14 protein-coding genes are annotated in these 18,158 nt (G+C 65.4%); 11 read left to right on the top strand and 3 right to left on the bottom strand.

Features of this window, described 5'->3' with window-relative positions; translation table 11 throughout:
* The first annotated feature begins 43 nt into the window (after positions 1–43).
* The 9 genes from AC066S_RS23835 (at position 44) to AC066S_RS23795 (ending at position 13,062) form a co-directional block, all read left to right on the top strand.
* Positions 44–2,413 (top strand): TonB-dependent siderophore receptor, encoded by a 2,370-nt coding sequence (locus AC066S_RS23835; RefSeq protein WP_478270746.1) that lies wholly within the window; start codon positions 44–46, stop codon positions 2,411–2,413.
* 90 nt (positions 2,414–2,503) lie between these two features.
* On the top strand, positions 2,504–3,634 hold the full coding sequence (locus AC066S_RS23830) for an ABC transporter substrate-binding protein (protein ID WP_478270745.1): 1,131 nt from the start codon (positions 2,504–2,506) through the stop codon (positions 3,632–3,634).
* A gap of 64 nt (positions 3,635–3,698) precedes the next feature.
* A complete protein-coding gene (locus tag AC066S_RS23825) occupies positions 3,699–4,907 on the top strand; it encodes an isochorismate synthase (protein ID WP_478270744.1) in 1,209 nt (402 codons plus the stop codon).
* A gap of 8 nt (positions 4,908–4,915) precedes the next feature.
* Entirely contained in the window at positions 4,916–6,544 is a 1,629-nt protein-coding gene (locus tag AC066S_RS23820) for a (2,3-dihydroxybenzoyl)adenylate synthase (RefSeq protein WP_478270743.1), read from the top strand.
* A gap of 1 nt (position 6,545) precedes the next feature.
* Positions 6,546–7,196: an isochorismatase family protein gene (locus AC066S_RS23815; protein WP_478270742.1), complete on the top strand. Its 651-nt coding sequence runs from the start codon at positions 6,546–6,548 to the stop codon at positions 7,194–7,196.
* Positions 7,193–7,450 carry a phosphopantetheine-binding protein gene (locus AC066S_RS23810; RefSeq protein ID WP_164718290.1) on the top strand — a complete coding sequence of 86 codons (258 nt, stop codon included), beginning with the start codon at positions 7,193–7,195 and terminating at the stop codon, positions 7,448–7,450. The genes AC066S_RS23815 and AC066S_RS23810 overlap by 4 nt, the downstream gene beginning before the upstream one ends.
* Complete coding sequence (locus tag AC066S_RS23805; RefSeq protein WP_478270741.1) at positions 7,447–11,388, top strand: amino acid adenylation domain-containing protein; 3,942 nt, start codon at positions 7,447–7,449, stop codon at positions 11,386–11,388. Before AC066S_RS23810 ends, AC066S_RS23805 begins: the two co-directional genes overlap by 4 nt.
* On the top strand, positions 11,385–12,146 hold the full coding sequence (locus AC066S_RS23800) for a 2,3-dihydro-2,3-dihydroxybenzoate dehydrogenase (protein WP_478270740.1): 762 nt from the start codon (positions 11,385–11,387) through the stop codon (positions 12,144–12,146). The genes AC066S_RS23805 and AC066S_RS23800 overlap by 4 nt, the downstream gene beginning before the upstream one ends.
* Positions 12,139–13,062: an alpha/beta hydrolase gene (locus tag AC066S_RS23795; RefSeq protein ID WP_478270739.1), complete on the top strand. Its 924-nt coding sequence runs from the start codon at positions 12,139–12,141 to the stop codon at positions 13,060–13,062. The genes AC066S_RS23800 and AC066S_RS23795 overlap by 8 nt, the downstream gene beginning before the upstream one ends.
* Positions 13,063–13,089: 27 nt before the next feature.
* On the opposite strand, the gene AC066S_RS23790 is transcribed toward AC066S_RS23795, so the two are convergent.
* Together AC066S_RS23790 and AC066S_RS23785 are read right to left on the bottom strand one after the other, a co-directional pair.
* On the bottom strand, positions 13,090–13,842 hold the full coding sequence (locus AC066S_RS23790) for an ABC transporter ATP-binding protein (protein WP_478270738.1): 753 nt from the start codon (positions 13,840–13,842) through the stop codon (positions 13,090–13,092).
* On the bottom strand, positions 13,836–14,873 hold the full coding sequence (locus AC066S_RS23785) for a FecCD family ABC transporter permease (protein WP_126254999.1): 1,038 nt from the start codon (positions 14,871–14,873) through the stop codon (positions 13,836–13,838). Before AC066S_RS23785 ends, AC066S_RS23790 begins: the two co-directional genes overlap by 7 nt.
* 307 nt (positions 14,874–15,180) lie before the next feature.
* Between AC066S_RS23785 and AC066S_RS23780 the strand changes: the two genes are divergently transcribed.
* Complete coding sequence (locus AC066S_RS23780; RefSeq protein ID WP_478270737.1) at positions 15,181–15,384, top strand: DUF2934 domain-containing protein; 204 nt, start codon at positions 15,181–15,183, stop codon at positions 15,382–15,384.
* Between the two features lie 183 nt (positions 15,385–15,567).
* Positions 15,568–15,855, top strand: a complete 288-nt coding sequence (locus tag AC066S_RS23775) for a DUF2934 domain-containing protein (protein ID WP_478270736.1) — start codon at positions 15,568–15,570, stop codon at positions 15,853–15,855.
* 408 nt (positions 15,856–16,263) lie between these two features.
* On the opposite strand, the gene AC066S_RS23770 is transcribed toward AC066S_RS23775, so the two are convergent.
* On the bottom strand, positions 16,264–18,051 hold the full coding sequence (locus tag AC066S_RS23770) for a peptide ABC transporter substrate-binding protein (RefSeq protein ID WP_126255003.1): 1,788 nt from the start codon (positions 18,049–18,051) through the stop codon (positions 16,264–16,266).
* Between the last annotated feature and the right edge of the window lie 107 nt (positions 18,052–18,158).

Below are 18,158 nucleotides of genomic sequence, written 5' to 3'. Positions count from 1 at the left end.
CTCGTGCGGAAGTTGTTTCCGCCGGGGTCGTGCGGGTTTGAGGATGATGAGGACGTTTCGCGCAAAGTGGTTTCTCCATGTTTCTGTGCTGGTCACCACCGGCCAATTGATCGAAGCCGTCAGCGTCGCGAGCGCCCAGGCCATCAGCAGCACAAGCCTCCCGCCGGTCGTGGTCGAGCATTCAAAGCCGCGGCCTGCGCGCAGGACCTCGCACGCAATTCCGCCGGCGGCACCTCGCGCCGCGACCGCACAGCCGAAGCCGGCGCCGGAATCCGGCGCGGCGAACGAGACGGCGCGCGGACCGGTGCGCGGCGTCGTGGCGCACCGTAGCGCGACCGGCTCGAAGACCGATGCGTCCATCCTGGAGGTCCCGCAATCCATCACCGTGGTGACGAGGGAGCAGATGGCGACCCAGGGAGTCCGCACCGTCGCCGAGGCGCTGCGCTATGAGCCCGGTGTCGTCTCCGAGACCCGCGTCGGCGATCGCTTCGACGGCGTGTTCATCCGCGGCTTTGGCGGCTTCAGCGCCAACGCAAACTTCCTGCATTTCTGGGACGGTCTGCGCTTGGCGCGCGGCGTCTCCTACGCCATGCCGTCGATCGATCCCTACCTGCTCGAGCGGGTGGAAGTCCTTCGCGGGCCGGCCTCGGTACTCTATGGCCAGAACAATCTCGGCGGCATGGTCAATCTGATCAGCAAGAGCCCGACGTCGGTGCCGCAGGGCGAAGTGATGACGCGGTTTGGCGATCACAACAGAATCGAAGGCGGCTTCGATGTCGGCGGACCGCTGACCAAGGACGGGCAATTGCTGTATCGCCTGATCGGACTTGCCCGCAAAGCCGATACCGAAGTCAATTATACGACGACCGAACGCGAGCTGATCGCGCCGATGGTGACCTGGCGGCCGACGCTCGACACCACGTTCACGTTGCGGGCCGTCCACGATCGCGATCCATCGAGCTATCAGCCAAACACGCTTCCCGCGCTTGGCACGCTGCAGGCCAACCCGAACGGACAGATCCCGCGCAGCTTCTTTGCAGGTCATCCGAACTACAACACCTACGACCGTACTCAGGATTCGATCGCCTACGAGCTCGAGCATCGCTTTGACGATACATGGGCGGTCCGACAAAACTTCCGCTACATGAACATATCGAGTGACTTCAAGGCCCTGTCGGTGACCGGGTTTGGCGCCGGCTCGACCTGCGGCGCCGGCACCATAGCCAACCTCTGCCTTGCGCGCACAACCACGCACTATCTCGAAACGCTGCAGGCCGCCGCGATCGACAATCAGGTTGAAGCCAGATTTGCAACCGGTTGGCTGCAGCACACCGTGCTGATGGGAGCCGACTATCAGACATCCTCCGCCGATGCGACCTTCGGCAACGGGACGTCCACCAACGTCAACTATCTCAACCCCAATTACGGAACGATCGTCGCGCCGAACCTGACGACCAAGACGGTGCAGAACCGCGAGCAGACCGGCGTCTATCTTCAGGACCAGATGCGGCTCGGCAAGCTGGCGTTGGTGCTCGGTGTTCGCAACGACTGGGCGAACGCGTTCTCGGATACTCGCACGATCACCACCGGCGCCTATACCAATCGCAGCCATCCCTCGGATTCGGCTACGACCTGGCGCGCCGGAGCGACGTATCTGTTCGATAACGGCCTTGCGCCCTATGCGAGCTATTCGACCTCGTTCGAGCCGACCATCGGGACGGACTACACTGGCGCGGCTTTTGCGCCCACGACCGGCGAGCAGTACGAGATCGGCGTCAAGTACCAGCCGACAGGCTTCAACGGCATGTTCATGCTGTCTCTCTACGACATCACCCAGAACAACGTCCTGACGATGGACTCGACGCACCTCTACTCCAAATATCCCGCATGTACGCAGTCCGGCCTCTATTGCCAGATTCAACAGGGTCAGGTGCGCTCCAAGGGAATCGAACTGAGTGCAAAGGTCTCGCCGCTGCCGGGCCTGGACCTCATTGCAGCTTTCTCCCACAACGACATCGAGATCACCAGGAGCACGCAGGTGGTCAGCGGCATCGCGATCCAGGGCAAGGTGCCCGTCGGCGCTCCCGCCAATACCGCTTCACTGTGGGCAGACTACACGCTCCAGAGCGGACAGCTGGCGGGCTTCGGCTTTGGCGGTGGCATCCGCTACGTGGGTGAATCCTACGGTGACAACATCAATTCGATGGCGATGATCGTTCCGGCATACACGCTCGCCGATCTGATGCTGCATTACGATCTCCACGGACTATCGCCGCAGCTGAAGGGCTGGAAACTGGCGTTCAACATGACGAACGTCTTCGACAAGACATACGTCTCGGCTTGCGCGTCCTCGACGCAGTGCTTTTACGGCAGCGGCCGCGCGACGATGGGAACGATCAAATATCAATGGTGAGCTTGCGTGATGCAATGGTTCGAGGCTGGCGTGCCGGGGTTGGGCTGTCTGACGAAAGTTGCCGCTGAGATCTCGAAGCTGGAAACGATCATGATGGACAAGGCGACTTTCCCCGTCAGGGCACGTACCGTTCCGCGAAGGCCGATCGCGGTGATCTCCGCATTGCTGATCGCGCTGGCGATGCCGGCGTTCGCGCACGCCGAGATCGTCCTGAACGATCTCAAGGGGCGGACCGTTGCCCTGGAAGCACCGGCGCGCCGTGTGGTGGTGGATGATGGTCGCTTGATCCTCGCGCTCTCGTTTCTGACCGACGATCCCGTCAGCCTCGTCGCGGCCTGGCCGCACGATGTCGACCGCTTCGGCCGCGAGCTCTATGCGTCCTATCGGCAAAGGTTTCCGGCGATCGCAACCTTGCCGAGGTCGGCGAGCAGCGCCCAGGACATGATCGCCGAGCAGATCATCGCCGCCAATCCCGATCTGGTGGTGCTGTCGCTCTATTCGCATCCGGCCGAGCAGCAGCTCGGGCAGCTCAAGCAGGCCGGAATTCCCGTTATCTTCGTCGATTTCGTCGCCGATCCCCTGGCCAATTCCGACCGCAGCCTCGACATCCTGGGCAAGGCCGTCGGTCGGCAGGCCGAGGCCGACAGGGTCATCGCGTTTCGCAAGCACCACAAGGCGTTGATCTCGGCGCGCATCGCCAAGTCGGATCGATCCGGCCGCCCCGTCGTCTTCATGGAGACGCATGCCTCGATGCAGGAGCCCTGCTGCAATTCGCCCGGTTCCGGCAGTGTCGGCAAGTTCATCGAATTCGCGGCCGCACGAAATATCGGCGATATCCTGGCCGGCAAGCCGTCCGGGCAGATCAGCCTGGAATATGTGCTCGCCTCGAAGCCGGACGTCTACATCGCAGGCGGCGGCGAATACATGGCCCATCGGGGCGGTCTTCTCATCGGTCCGAACTACGATGCGAAGCAGACGCGCGACTCCATGGCGCGGCTTCTCGCCCGGCCGGGCTTTCGCACGATCCCTGCCGCGACGAAAGGGGCGGTCCACGGCTTGTCGCAGCAGATCTTCAATTCGCCGCTCGACGTGCTGGCGCTCGAACTGATCGCGAGATGGACCCATCCGGAGCTGTTTGAGGACCTCGATGTCGAGACGACGCGAGGGACGCTCAACAGCCTCATGGCCGTGCCGCTCACAGGGACCTACTGGACCGACTGACGATCGACACGGTGGGGCAGGGGCAACCGATATTCCCAATCCACGAAGAAGACTGGAGAGCAGCATGCCGCCCCCCCTGATCTGGATCGACGAACAGGCGTCAACCGAGACCGCCCTCGCCCGTCCGATTCCCTTTGTCATGAAGACGGCAGGGGAGACGATGCTCGCGCTCGGTCAGATCGCGACGCTGGACGAAGGTTCGCTTGCCGACCTCGCGGCGCGTGCCGCCGGCTTCTTCGAGAAGCGGACGGAGGGCCCGGACGTCCTGGTCGGCGCCCTGCCGTTCGATCCGGGGCGCCCCTCGCATCTTGTCCAGCCCGAACGCGTTCTGCGCGTCCAGGGAAGGCATGACATCGGCGCGATCCCCGGCCTTGACGGGCTCGCATCCGCGAGAGCAGGCGCGGCCGGGATCCTGTCGGTCGATGCGGATCCGGTTGCCGCCGAGTTCGCTCATGCTGTTGCTGTCGCGCTCGGCCAGTTGACCGCGGCGGACGCCAGCTTGCGCAAGGTGGTCCTGTCGCGCAGCCTCAAGGTGACGGCGAACCGTGATTTCTCGGCGGCCGACCTGATGCGCAGGCTTTCCGCGGACGACAGCGTTACGGTGTTTGCGACCCCTCTGCCGACCCGCGGGCATCAGCGCCGTAGCCTAATCGGCGCAACGCCGGAGCTGCTCGTCGAGAAGCGGGGCGGGCAGATCTGCTCTCATCCGCTCGCGGGCTCCGCCCGTCGCCATCGGGACACGGAGGAGGACCGCAAGGCCGGCGCCGGACTTCTCGCCTCCGACAAGGATCGCCGCGAGCACAAGCTGGTGGTCGAGTCCGTTCTCGATACGCTCGCACCCTATTGCGTCGGTCTGTCGGCGCCCGAGGGCACCTGTTTGAGGGCAACGTCGAGCATGTGGCACCTCGGCACGCGTATCGTCGGCCAACTCAAGGACGCTTCGCTGTCGTCGATCTATTTCGCAGGGCTCCTGCATCCGACGCCTGCCGTCTGCGGCCTGCCGCGCAGGCTCGCGCACGACCAGATCGTCAAGCTCGAGCCCTATGACCGGGAGTTCTACGCCGGTGCCGTCGGCTGGTGCGATTCCGCGGGCGACGGGCGCTGGCATGTATCGATCCGTTGCGCCGAGATCGAGGGCCGACACGCGCGGCTTTATGCCGGCGCCGGCATCGTGCCGGGGTCCACGCCGGAGGGTGAGCTGGCCGAAACCTCGGCAAAGTTCCGCGCAATGCTGGACGCCTTCGGCATCGATGGCAGCAGGTTCGACGCGTGAGGCCCGCCATGCTCGAACTGAAGCAAGTCTGGCCTGAGGAATATGCTCGGCGCTATCGCGACAAGGGCTACTGGCGCGGGGAAACCATGTTCGGCTTTCTCGAGCGGCGGGCCCGCGAGATTCCCGATCGGCTGGCCGTTGTCGGCGGCGACCAACGCTGGACCTATGCCGGCCTGATTGAACGGGCCGAACGGAACGCCGCTCGCTTTCTCGCGCTCGGGCTTCGTCCCGGCGATCGTGTCGTGGTGCAACTGCCGAACATTCCGGAATTCCTGTCCGTCGTCTTCGGGCTGTTCCGCGCCAACCTCATCCCGGTCTTCGCGCTTCCTGCCCATCGCCTCGCCGAGATCTCCCTCATCGTCGAGAGGGCGGAAGCGAGCGCCTATGTCATCGCGGCCGGGGATGGAGATTTCGACTTCCGTGCGCTTGCCCGCGAGGTCAGGGCGCGGGCCGGCGGTCTTCGCCATGTCATCGTGATCGGCGACGCCCAGGAGTTCCACGCGCTTGATGGCCTATCCTGCGGCGAGGTGACGTTGCCGCCGCCCCCTTCGGCCTCCGCGGTCGCCTTCCTGCAGATATCGGGCGGCAGCACCGGCCTGTCAAAACTCATTCCGCGTACCCACGATGACTATATCTACAGCTTCCGCGCCAGCGCCGACATTTGCGGCTTGACCACGGACAGCGTGTTCATGGTGGCTCTGCCGGTCGCGCATAACTTCCCGATGAGCTCGCCCGGTGTGTTCGGTGCGCTCTTCGCCGGTGCCCGCATCGTCATGTGCTCCTCGCCGAACGCCGAAGCGGCCTTCGCTCTGATCGAACGGGAGCGCGTCACGATAACCGGCCTGGTCCCGCCCTTGGCGCTGCTGTGGATGCAGGCGGCGGCAACGTCCAGGTACGACGTCTCGAGCCTCGAGGTCCTGCTCGTCGGTGGCGCAAAATTTGCGCCCGAAGCGGCGTCCCGCGTCCGGGCCACGCTCGGCTGCACCCTGCAGCAGGTCTTCGGCATGGCCGAGGGATTGGTGAACTACACGCGGCTTGACGATCCGGAAGAGACGATCGTCAACACGCAGGGCCGGCCGATCAGCCCCGACGACGAGGTGCTGATCGTTGACGATCACGGCGATGCCGTCGCCGACGGGGAGCCCGGCCTCCTGCTCACGCGCGGCCCCTATACCATCCGTGCCTATCACAACGACGATGCTGCGAATGCGCGTGCCTTCACGCCGGACGGCTATTATCGCACGGGCGACATCGTCTCGCGCACGCCGGAAGGCAATCTCGTGGTGCGGGGACGGGCGGGCGACCATATCAATCGGGCCGGCGAGAAAGTCTCCGCCGAAGAGATCGAGGATCATCTCCTGGCCCATCCAGGCGTGTTCGACGCTGCGGTGGTCTCGGTCCCCGATCCCTATCTCGGCGAACGGAGTTGCGCCTTCGTCATACCGCGGGAGCAAAGGCCGAAAATCGTGGCGCTCAAGGCCTTCGTACGCGGCCGGGGCCTGGCTGAATTCAAGGTGCCGGACCAGATCGTCTTCGTCGATGCATTCCAGACGACGGCGGTCGGCAAGGTCAGCCGCAAGGTGTTGCGTCAGCAGCTTCGCGAGCAATTTCTCAAAACCGTACCGGAGGAGGTCTGACGTGGGGCTGCCGAGAATAGCGAATTACAACCTTCCTACCGTCGCGGAAATTCCCGCCGCGCGCGCCAGATGGGCATTCGATCCCGGCCGGGCCGCGCTGCTGATCCATGACATGCAGAACTACTTCGTCGGCGCTTTCGTGCCGGACGCCTCTCCGATTACCCCCGTCATCGCCAACATCGCGCGCCTGAAGGCGGCAGCGTCGGCGGCGGGCATGCCGGTGCTCTACACCGCGCAGACCGGCAACCAGGATCGCCGCGACCGCGGACTGCAGGCCGATCTCTGGGGGGCCGGGATGAGCAACACGCCGGACCATCAGCCGATCATCGATCCGCTGCGTCCGACGGCAGGCGATATCGTTTTCGTCAAGCATCGCTATAGCGCCTTTCAGATGAGCAATCTCGCCCACGTCATGCAGGTGCGCGGCCGCGACCAGTTGGTCATCAGCGGAATCTACGCGCATATCGGCTGCCTGATGACGGCGGGCGAGGCATTCCAGCGCGATATCAAGCCGTTCTTCGCCGCCGATGCGGTCGCCGATTTCTCGCGCGAGCGCCACGAGATGGCATTGGACTATGTCGCCGCCACCTGCGGTATCCCCTTGTCGGTCGATGCCCTTGTCTCCGCGATGGAGCGGAGGGTCGCCGCATGACGATCCTTCTCAGCCGCGATCTCATGCGCCGGGACATCGCCGCGCTGATCCATATCGATCCGGAGGAGATCGGCGAGGATGACAATCTGGCCGATCTCGGGCTGGATTCGATGCGCGCGATGAATCTCGTGCTGCTTTGGCAGGAGCGGGGGGTGCATCTCGATTTCGCTCGCATGGCCGAGCGTCCGACGCTGGCCGGCTGGTGGCAGCTTGCCCGCCAACGCATGGACGCAATCATGGAGGCGCGATCATGACGGCACGGACCGCGAGATCCGTTCCCGACCAGCCCGTGCGCGGGCTCGCCTTGACGCAGGCTCAGTCCGGCATCTGGTTCGCGCAGGGCATCGATCCCGGCAATCCCGTCTTCAACACGGGGCATTTCGTCGAAATCGGCGGAAGGCTCGATGTGGCGGCGTTCGAGCGCGCGGTTTGCCAGGTCGCGATGGAGGCGGACAGCCTCGCCGTCCGCATCGCGGGCCAGGACATGCAGATCGTGGAGGAGTGCAATCGGCCGCTGCTTCAGATCGAAGACCTTTCCCGATGCGACGATTCCAGGAGCGTGGCCCTTGCGGCGATGCAGAGGGACATGACCACGCCGCTCGACATGGCAAGCGGACCGCTCGCGCGCCAGGTGCTGTTTCGCCTCGGCGCGGACCGCTTCATCTGGTATCAGCGCATGCATCACGTGGTGACCGACGGTTTTGCGACGGGCCTCGTCACGCAGCGCATTGCGGATCTCTATAACGCCTCCGTCGCCGACGAGCCGCCCGGTGCGCCACTCACCCATCACGCGGTCGCTCTCGACGACGAGAGCGCCTATCGCGCATCGGAGCGGGCTGTGCGGGATGCGGCCTATTGGCGCGATGCCCTGCAGGACATGGCCGAGGTCACCGGCCTGGCGCCGGGGCTGGCGCGTTCCGCATCATCCTACGGCCATGTCGAAAGCCGGGTCGAACCGGATATCTGCCGCAGCCTGCTCCGGCTTGCTTCGGCAACGCGACTGTCCTGGGCCGATATCCTGACGGCGCTGACGGGCGCCTATGTCGCCCGCCACGTCAGGCGCAACGAGGTCACCATCGGCGTGCCGTTCATGGGGCGTTTCGGCTCGGCCGCGGCCCGCGTCCCGACGATGCTGATGAACATCTTGCCGCTGCGTCTCGTCGTCGATGAAGAGGCCGGGCTGGCCGGATGGCTGGCGCAGGCGGCCGGACGCATCGCGCGCGATCGCCGCCACGGCCGCTATCGCGGCGAACAGATGCGTCGCGATCTCGGCCTGGTTGGCGGTCAACGGCGGCTCTACGGCCCGCTCGTCAACATCCTGCCCTTCGATGCACCGCCCAGGCTGGCCGGCCTCGACACGCGGCTGACCGTTCTCGGAACCGGGCCGGTCGACGATCTCACCTTCACTTTTCGCGGCGACGCGGTCGCGCACAGCCTTAGCCTCGAGGTCGATACCAATCCGCTTCTTTACGGAGAGGGCGAGGCGGAGAGCCACGCCAGGCGGCTTGCGGCTTTCGTCCGCGCCGCCGTCGAGGCGGCGCTTGCGGGGCGGCCCTTGCGCGATGTCGCGACGGTCACGGATGAGGAGCGTCGCTGGCTGCTCGAGCAACTGAACGATACCGCGCATCCGGTCACCGACAGGACGCTGTCGCAGCTGCTGAACGACAGCTTTGCGACCTTCGCCGACAGGCCTGCGCTCAGCTTCGATGGCCGGACTCTCACCTACGCCGAGCTTGATCGCCGTACCGCAGCGCTGGCGGAGGCGCTCGCCGCGCGCGGCGCCGGGCGCGATGCGATCGTCGCCGTGACCCTGCCGCGCTCGCTCGACCTCGTCGTGGCGCTGATCGGAATCCTGCGGGCGGGCGCGGCCTACATGCCGCTCGACCTTACTCATCCGCGCGAGCGGCTGGACAGGATCCTGGCGTCCTCGCAGCCGGCTCTCGTCCTTGGCACCGGGGACAGCCCGCCGCTGGCTGGGCTCGAGACGTTGCCGCCGACGGACTGGCCGACCGCGCCGCACGGTCGCGGCCTTGCGCCGACCGCCGGCGACAGCGCCGCCTATGTGATCTACACGTCGGGCTCGACTGGCGAGCCGAAGGGCGTGATGGTCGAACACGCGGCGATCGTCAACCGGCTCGAATGGATGCGGCAGCATTACGATTTCGGGGCGGACGACGTCATCCTGCAAAAGACCCCGATGACCTTCGACGTGTCCGTCTGGGAGTTCTTCCTCGCTTTCCTTTGCGGCGGACGGCTGGTGGTCGCGCCGCCGGATATGCACAAGGATCCGAGGGCGATCGCGCGGCTCATTCGCGACGAGAAGATCACGACCTTGCATTTCGTGCCGTCCATGCTGTCGGCCTTTCTCGCCGAGCCGAGCTCGCACGGGCTTTCGGTGAAGCGGGTCTTCTGCAGCGGCGAGGAGCTCACGGCCGATCTGCGCGATCGGTTTCACGCGCGCATGACGGCGGAGCTGCACAATCTCTATGGCCCGACGGAAGCCGCGGTCGATGTCAGCTATTGGCCGGCTGCCGCCGGCGATTCCTCCCGCCCGGTCCCGATCGGCTATCCGGTCTGGAATACGCGCCTTTACGTGCTCGACGACCATCTGCGCGCTGTCCCGGTCGGCGTCGAGGGGCATCTCTATCTCGCCGGCGTCCAACTGGCGCGCGGCTATCTCGGCCAGAGCGATCTGACGGCGGAACGCTTTGTCGCCGATCCCTTCCGTCCGGGAGAGCGCATGTACCGCACCGGCGATCTGGCGCGCGTTCGCGGCGACGGCGCCATCCTCTATCTCGGACGCTCCGATCATCAGATCAAGCTGCGCGGACTGCGCATCGAGCTCGGCGAGATCGAAGCCGCGATCCTGTCCCATCCGGCGGTAACGCAGGCGGTGGTTGCCCTGCATGAGGATCGGGCGGGAGAAAAGCGCATCGTTGCCTACGCCACGCTCGAGCGCGGCGAGGCGGAGAGCGACGTGGAGGATGACATTCTCTCCCATGCCGGACGCCTCGTGCCGGAGTACATGGTGCCATCGGCTGTCGTCGTGCTCGACGCCTTGCCGATGAACGGCAATGGCAAGCTCGATCGCGCAAGGCTGCCGGCGCCGGTCTTCGCAGGCGGTCGCGGCCGGGCGCCTGCCTCCGACAATGAGAAGCTGGTGGCAATGCTGTTCGCGCGGGTCTTGCAGACGCAGGGGCCGTTGCAGGTCGACGATGATTTCTTCGATCTCGGCGGCCATTCGCTCCTGGCCGTGGAGCTGTTGCTGTGCCTGCGCGAAACGACCGGCCACGAGCCCGGCATCGGCGTGCTGTTCGAGCACTCCACCATCGGCAGGCTCGCCCAATATCTGGATCGGGGGACAGCGGGCGAGGGGACGGGCCTGCAGCCGCTGCTCAGGCTGAACGCGGCCGATCCGAACCGGCCGGCGGTCTTCATGCTTCATCCGGCCGGCGGGCTCAGCTGGTGCTACAACGGCCTTGCCCGGGCGCTCGGCGCCGACAGGCCTGCCTGGGGCGTTCAGGCCCTGGCGCTCGATCCGGAGGCGCAGGCGCCGCAAAGCTTCGACGACATGGCGCGCGATTATGCGCGTCGCATCGCCTTCATTGCAGACCGCGACAAGATCCACCTCATCGGCTGGTCGGTCGGCGGCATCCTCGCGCAGGCCATCGCGGTTCACCTCGCGGAGACGGGGCGTGAGGTCGGTGTCGTCGCCATGCTGGATGCCTATCCCTGTGATTGCTGGCGCGATGAGCCGGACCCGGGGCCGGGGGCCGCGCTGAAGGCGCTGCTCGCGATCGGCGGCTACGATCCCGATGCGTTGCCAGATCTGCCGCTGACGCGTCAGGCAGTCACGGCGTTTCTCGCCGAAAGCGGAAGTCCGCTCGGTCGGCTGCCCGCGGCGGCGCTCGACGGCATGGTGCGCGTCGTCGCCGTGAACAATCGCCTGGTGCGGGGCCACCGTCATCGCCGCTACGATGGGCCGGTGCTGCACTTCCGGGCCGCCAAGAACCAGAACGGCCCGCGCCTGCGGCCGGAAAGCTGGATGCCCTACGTCGGATCGCTCGATATCCACGACGTGCCCCTCGTTCATGCCGACATGATCGGTGCGGAAGCCGTGCGCCATCTCGCGCCGGCCTTGAAAGCTGCGCTGCTGGCGCGCGAGGCAGACGGGAAAGGAGGCGCATCGTGAGCGACTTCGAAGGCCGGACCGCGTTCCTGACCGGCGCGGCCGGCGGGATCGGGCTTGCCATGGTCAAGGCGCTGTTGCGGGAGGGAGCGAACGTCATTGCCACCGATCTCGCGGTGGACGCGCTGGCGGAGCTTGCCTGCGGCAATCTCCTGCCGCGTCCGCTCGATGTGACTGATAGCGCCGAAGTCGAACGCCTGATCCAGGAAGCCGCCGCTCGATGCGGCGGTATCGATTTCGGCATCAATATCGCCGGCGTGCTGTCGACGACTGCGGTGGTCGACACCAGCGATGCCGAATGGGAGCGCGTCTTCGCCGTCAACACCGGCGGGGTTTTCCACGTCTCGCGTGCGCTCGCTCGCCACATGGCGCCTCGCGGCAAGGGCAGCATCGTCACCGTCAGCTCCAATGCGGCCGGCGTGCCGCGCAAGGATATGGCGGCCTACGCCGCCTCGAAGGCGGCGGCGACCATGTTCACCCGCTGCCTCGGCCTCGAACTGGCCGAATATGGCATTCGCTGCAACATCGTGGCGCCGGGATCGACGCTGACGCCGATGCAGACCGGCATGTGGAGCGACGCGCGCGGCGGCGAGCGGGTGATCGAAGGGTCGCTTGCCAATTTCAAGACCGGCATTCCGCTGCGCAAGCTCGCCACGCCGGAGGACGTCGTCAACGCGGTGCTGTTCCTGCTGTCGGAGAAGGCAGGGCACATCACCATGGCCGAACTCTATGTCGATGGAGGTGCGACGCTGCATGCATGACAAGGCGCTGAGAAACACGTCAGAGCGCGTGCCGACGGACAGCGACGCGGAGGACATGCGGGCGCTGCAAGCGCTCGTGATGCCGGGCTGCCGGACGTTCGCGCTGCGCGCGACGGAAACCGGTCTGCGCTACGAGATCTTCGTCTATGTTCCGGAGGTCGAGCGGCCGGCTCGCGGCTTTCCGGTCATCTATGTTCTCGACGGCAATTCGGATTTCATCACTGTCGCCGAGACCGTGCGGCGCGTCTCCCGGCGTCCGATGGCCACCGGCATCGTTCCCTCGATCGTGGTCGGCATCGGCTATCCCAATACGACCGGATACAATGTCGACCGCCGCCATCTCGATTTCACCCGCGGGCCTGCGGATGCCGGTATGTTTCCGGACAAGGCGACGGATGCCTGCGGCGGCCAGGCCGCCTATGTCCGCTTCCTCCGCAATCAGCTGCTGCCGCATATCCAGGCCTGGCTCGACGTCGATCCGGACCGCCGCATCCTTCTGGGGCACTCCCTGGCCGGCTATTTTGTGCTGGACCTGCTGTCGCAACGGCCGGACATGTTCAACGGTTATATCAGCTTCAGCCCGTCGATCTGGTGGGACAGGGCCGGCCTGTCGAGGACGCTGGCCGCGGCGAGCGCCCTCGTGCGTCCAATCCGGCTTTACACTGCGGTCGGGCGCTGGGAGCAGCAGCTTGCGCCGTGGCAGGCCCGGGAAAATTTCAGTGCGCGCTATCACGAGATCCGCCAGGTTCGCCGCATGATCGACAATGCGCGCGAAATCTCAGGCGAGGTCGGGGCCGTCTTCGGCGCGCTGGCCGGCGTGCGCTTCGAGCTCGGCGAGAACGACGATCATGCAACCATCGTCACGGCAATGCTGTGCCAGGCGCTCCGCTTCGTCGGAGCCGCGCCTTCCGTCTGAGCGCGGACTCCGCGCCTCGGCGTCGCCTCAGACCGGGCCGTCGACGACGACGAACGGCGTGCCGCGCGAGCACGTCTCGACGCGCGCATCGATCCGATAGATGTTGCGCAGCATCTCGGTCGTGATGACCGAGGCCGTCGCCCCGCTCGCCGCCATCTTGCCGTGCGCGATGACGATCGTGTTCTCGCAGTAGCGGAGCGCGTGATTGAGCTCGTGGATCGCGATCATGACGATCATTCCGTTGCGCTTGGCAAGATCGCCGACGAGACCCAGCACCTCGATTTGTCGATGCAGATCCAGCGCCGAGGTCGGCTCGTCCATGAGCAGGACCTCCGGGCTCCGGACCAGCGCCTGTGCCAGCGAAACGAGCTGGCGTTGGCCGCCGGAGAGCTCGCCGAGGCCGCGAAACGCCAGATTGTCGATTCGCAATGCCTTCAACAGGCCGTCGATCTGCGCAAGCTCGGCGTCGCTGACGCGCCAGCTGCTGCCCTGCTTGGCCGAGAGCAGCACCGATTCATAGACGGTCAGAACCGCGTTCGCGCCGGTGTCCTGCGGCATGTAGCAGATCGCCTGCGGTCCGCGCGCGGTGTCGGACAGTTCGACCAATCCCGGCCCCTTGATCAGTCCGGCGATCCGCTTGAACAAGGTCGACTTGCCGGCCGCGTTCGGGCCGATCACCGCCGTGACGGTGCCGCTTCGCAGCTCAGCCAGTGTCACGTCGGCCAGCACGCTCGTCTTGCCGTAGGAGGCCCCGACGCCCTGGAGCGCCAAGGCTACCATGCGCGCCTCCTGCTGCCGAAGATCAGGACAAAGAAGAACGGGACCCCGATCAGCGCGGTGATGATGCCGATCGGCAGGATCAGGCCGGGGACGAGAGTCTTGCTGAGGACGGAGGTGCCCGACAGCAGCAGAGCGCCGCTGATCGCCGAGGCCGGCAGGAAGAAGCGCTGGTCCTCTCCGACGATCATGCGTGCGATATGGGGACCGACGAGGCCGACAAATCCAATCGTGCCGACGACGGACACCGGGATCGCCGTGAGCAGGCTGACGAGCATCATCACCCGCAGGCGCAGTGTGCGCACGTTGACGCCCATGCTCGCGGCCTTGTCGTCCCCGAGCCGCAACGCCGTCAGCGCCCAGGCGTCCTTCATGAGCCATGGCACGACGAGGACCAGCAGCGCCAGGATCATCGCAACCTTGGACCAGGTCGCCTTGGCGAAGCTTCCCATGGTCCAGAACACCACCGCCGCAAGGGCCTGCTCCGAAGCCAGGTATTGGAGCAGCGACAGCGCCGCGTTGAAGCTGAACACGAGCGCGATACCGAGCAACACGATCGTTTCGACGCTGACGCCGCGCATGGTCGAGGCCAGGTGGATGAACAGGGCGGCCGCCATCGCCATAATGAAGGCATTGACCGGGACCATGTACGCGACCGCACCGGGAAACAGCGCGATCCCGCCGACGAGGCCAAGGGCCGCGCCGAAGGCTGCCGCCGCCGAGATGCCGAGCGTGAACGGGCTCGCCAGCGGATTGGCGAGGATCGTCTGCATCTCGGCGCCGGCGACCGATAGCGAGGCGCCGACGAGGACCGCCATCAACGCGATCGGCATTCGGATATCCCAGATGACGACGTGCAATTGAGCCTCCGCGCCGGCGGGATCGAAGATGGCGGACAGCACTTGCCGCAGGGCATAGTTGGCCGGCCCGAGCGCCATGTCGCACGCGATGCTGATGCAAAGCGCAAGGCTGAGAAGCGCCAGGATGACAAGCCGACGAAAGACGCGCGCGCGATATTGGTCACGTCCCGTCATGACGATTTCGGAGCTTCCTTGGACAGTTTGACTCGCCGGTATCATGCGGCTCACGAAGGGGGTGATTGACTTCAGGCGGGTTGGACCAAAGGTCCGGTCCGCTCTTCATATCAGTGATGGTCTGGCAGCGAGCGGCCTGTTGCTTAGAATGCTTATAAGGAGAGGGCCTGGCGCGCTGCCATACTGGCGGGCCCTGCGTCGCTGCGCTCACCCGCGACTAGGAACTTCCGCGCATCGCCGGCGCTTGAATCAGCGGGCCAGAGTCGCCGTCGATTGCTGGCCTGCACGGCCCGCCTCCAAAGCCCCCATGCCCCCCAGGGTGGGCCGTGCGCCACGAGAGGAGGCGCCAGTGTCCGACCCGACCGAGCAAGAGATCAGAGAACGCGCGCACCGCCTGTGGGAGCAGGCCGGCAAGCCTGAAGGCCGCGAGGACGAGTTCTGGCAGGCCGCCGAGCAGGAACTGCGCAACGAGGACAAGTCCAACACGTTGCGGACGCCGGATGCGCTGTGACCGACAAGGCCTGCCCATTCTGCCGGGGTCCGGGATGGGCCTGCGAAAACCATCCGCTCAGGGCCTGGAGCGAACAGCGCGGCGATGCGAGCTGCACCTTGGGGAACAGACCATCACGGACGGGAATTCAGTGTCTGAACGCACGGGCCCTGAAGATATTCCTTTGCCACGGCAGTGTCGGCGGTGGACGAGCAGAAGAAGCTAGAGCACCAGATCGAACTCGCAACGCGAGCGGCCGCGCTCGTCAGGGACGAATCTACCGGGCAGCGCTTCCGAAGCTTTGCCGAGGAGCTGAAGCGAAAGCTCGGTCGCATGATGCGGCGCGGCAAGGTGCGCGCACGCGCCTACGAACTCTGGGAGCAGGCTGGGCGGCCGGCCGATCGCGAGCTGGAGTTCTGGCTCGAAGCGGAACGGCAGATCGAGGACGAACGCGAAGAACGGAAAGGTTCCGACTCGTCCTCGAAGCGATAGCAGTAGTGCTGCGTTGCAATAGTGTCGCCCTGCGACGAAGAAAAGGCCGCCGGGTTCCTCACCCTGGCGGCCTCGAAAAGTCCGTAGCTGTTGATTGCCTCCGCAGCCTTACGCGTACCGCCGTTACCTTGTTTGCGGCCATGCACGGTGTTTATAGGCGAGGGCGCGCGATTCGGCTGTGATCTGAAGCACACATTGGGAGGATGATGCGTGAGGGCTCGGGACTGGAGGATGGGTAGAGCACTTGCGAAGCGTTACCATTCCGCTCGTGCCCCGGACGCAGCGCAGCGTCTCTTCGACGGTGCGCTGCTGAGCCGGGGCCCATGTCGCCGCATTGTACCGTAGCGCCTCTGGGTCCCGGCTCGGCGCTGCAACGCTTGCGCGTTGCAGCTTGTCCGGGACAATGGATCACACCCGATACCACGCCGCCAAATTCCACGTCGTGACGTCCCAGCCCGACATGTCGATCACGAGGCTATTGACGTGGGCGTTGACGACGTTGCGGGACAGCAGCGGCAGGAAGACGTTTGCCTCGCAAAAGATCTCGTCGACCTTGATCAGCAGCGCGGCGCGCTTGGCCGGGTCGAGCTCGTTCTGCGCGGCCTTGTAGGCCTTGTCGGCTTCGGGATCGGACCAGCGCGAGATGTTGCGGCCGAGCCATTTGTTCTCCTTGGTGGCGATCTCCCAGGAGACGCACTGGTTCAGGAAGCGCTCCGGATCGGGCTGCGGCTGCGTGGTGTTGTACATCTCCATGTCGGCATAGAATTTCGAGTAGGTGTCGGGGTTGCCGACGTCCGAGGAGAAGAACACCGAGGCGGTGACCGCCTTGATCTCGATCTCGATGCCGGCCTTCTCGCAGGCCTGCTTGATGATGGCCTGGGTCTTCTGGCGCGGCGCGTTGGTCGAGGTCTGGAACACGTATTTGAGCCTCTTGCCGTCCTTCTCGCGGAAGCCGTCCGCGCCCTTCTTCCAGCCGGCCTCGTCGAGCACCTTGTTGGCCTTGTCGATGCTGAACTCGTATTTCAGCTTGGGCGACTTGAACTGCTTGGGCGCGTTGACGAAGCTCGCGGTGGCGATGCCGCCGCGACCGTAGATGAATTTCTGGATCGAATCGCGGTCGATCAACAGGTTGATCGCCCGGCGCACGGCCGGGTCGGACAGCGTCGGATGCTTGGTCTTGGCGTTCGAACGCTCGCCGTCGACCTCGGTCCACGGATCGGTCGTGTTGAGGATGATGAACTCGACATTGCCGGAGGGCGTGATGTCGAGCTTGCCCTTGCCGCTCGCCTCCATGCGCTTGAGGACTTCCTCCTCCACCTGCATGTTCCAGGCGAAGTCATATTCGCCGGTCTGCAGCACGGCGCGCGCCGCGGAGACCGCATCGCCGCCGCCCTTGATCTCGAGCGTGTCGAAATGCGGCTGGTTCTTGATGTGATAGTCGGGATTGCGCTCGGCGCGGATCAGGTCACCGGGCTTGAACTCGACGAATTTGTAGGGGCCGGTGCCAACCGGCTTCAGATTGGCCGGCGCCTCGCGCGACTTGGCGCCGGTATAGTCGCCGAAATGATGCTTTGGCAGGATCGGGCCGACCGAGCCGACGAACGGGTCGGCCCAGAACGGCGTCGGCGCCTTGAAGATCACCTTGACCGTATGGTCGTCGATCTTCTCGACCTTGATGTCCTTGTAGGATCCCGTGGTGTAGGCCGCCGTCGCGAGATCGGCGGCGTAGACCCAGGTGAAGACGACGTCGTCGGCGGTGAAGGGCTTGCCGTCATGCCACTTGACGCCCTGCTTCAGCTTCCAGATCACGCTCGTACCGTCGGCGGCAAGGCCGCCGTTCTGCTTGGTCGGGACCTCGGCGGCGAGGCAGGGGATCAAATTGCCCTCCCTGTCCCAGCCGGCGAGCGGCTCGAAGAACACGCGCGAGGCCATCTGGTCCTTGGTGCCGATCGCGAAATGCGGATTGAGCAGGGTCGGCGCCTGCCAGAACAGCAGCTTCAGCGGGCCGCCGCCGCCGGCCTTGGTCGGCTTGTACGGCAGCGTGGCATCCGCCATCGCGACGTCGTGCCAGACCAGGATCTGGCTCGCGATCGGGGCCGCGATCCCGAGCGCGGCCACCCTCTGCATGAACGAGCGTCGCGACAGCGTGCCTTGCTTCACCTGTCCTACCAGACCCCGGATTTCGTTCTCGTTCATCAATTGACCCTCCACCTCGAAGACAAATCATCGCTGGCAACCATCATGTTGCATCAGGCGCGAGGCGGCAATGCCGGCAAGGCCGCCCTGCGACGAAATGACGACGT

The organism is Bradyrhizobium sp. CFUWI, assembly GCF_056429085.1.
This window is presented reverse-complemented; position numbering and strand designations above follow the sequence as displayed.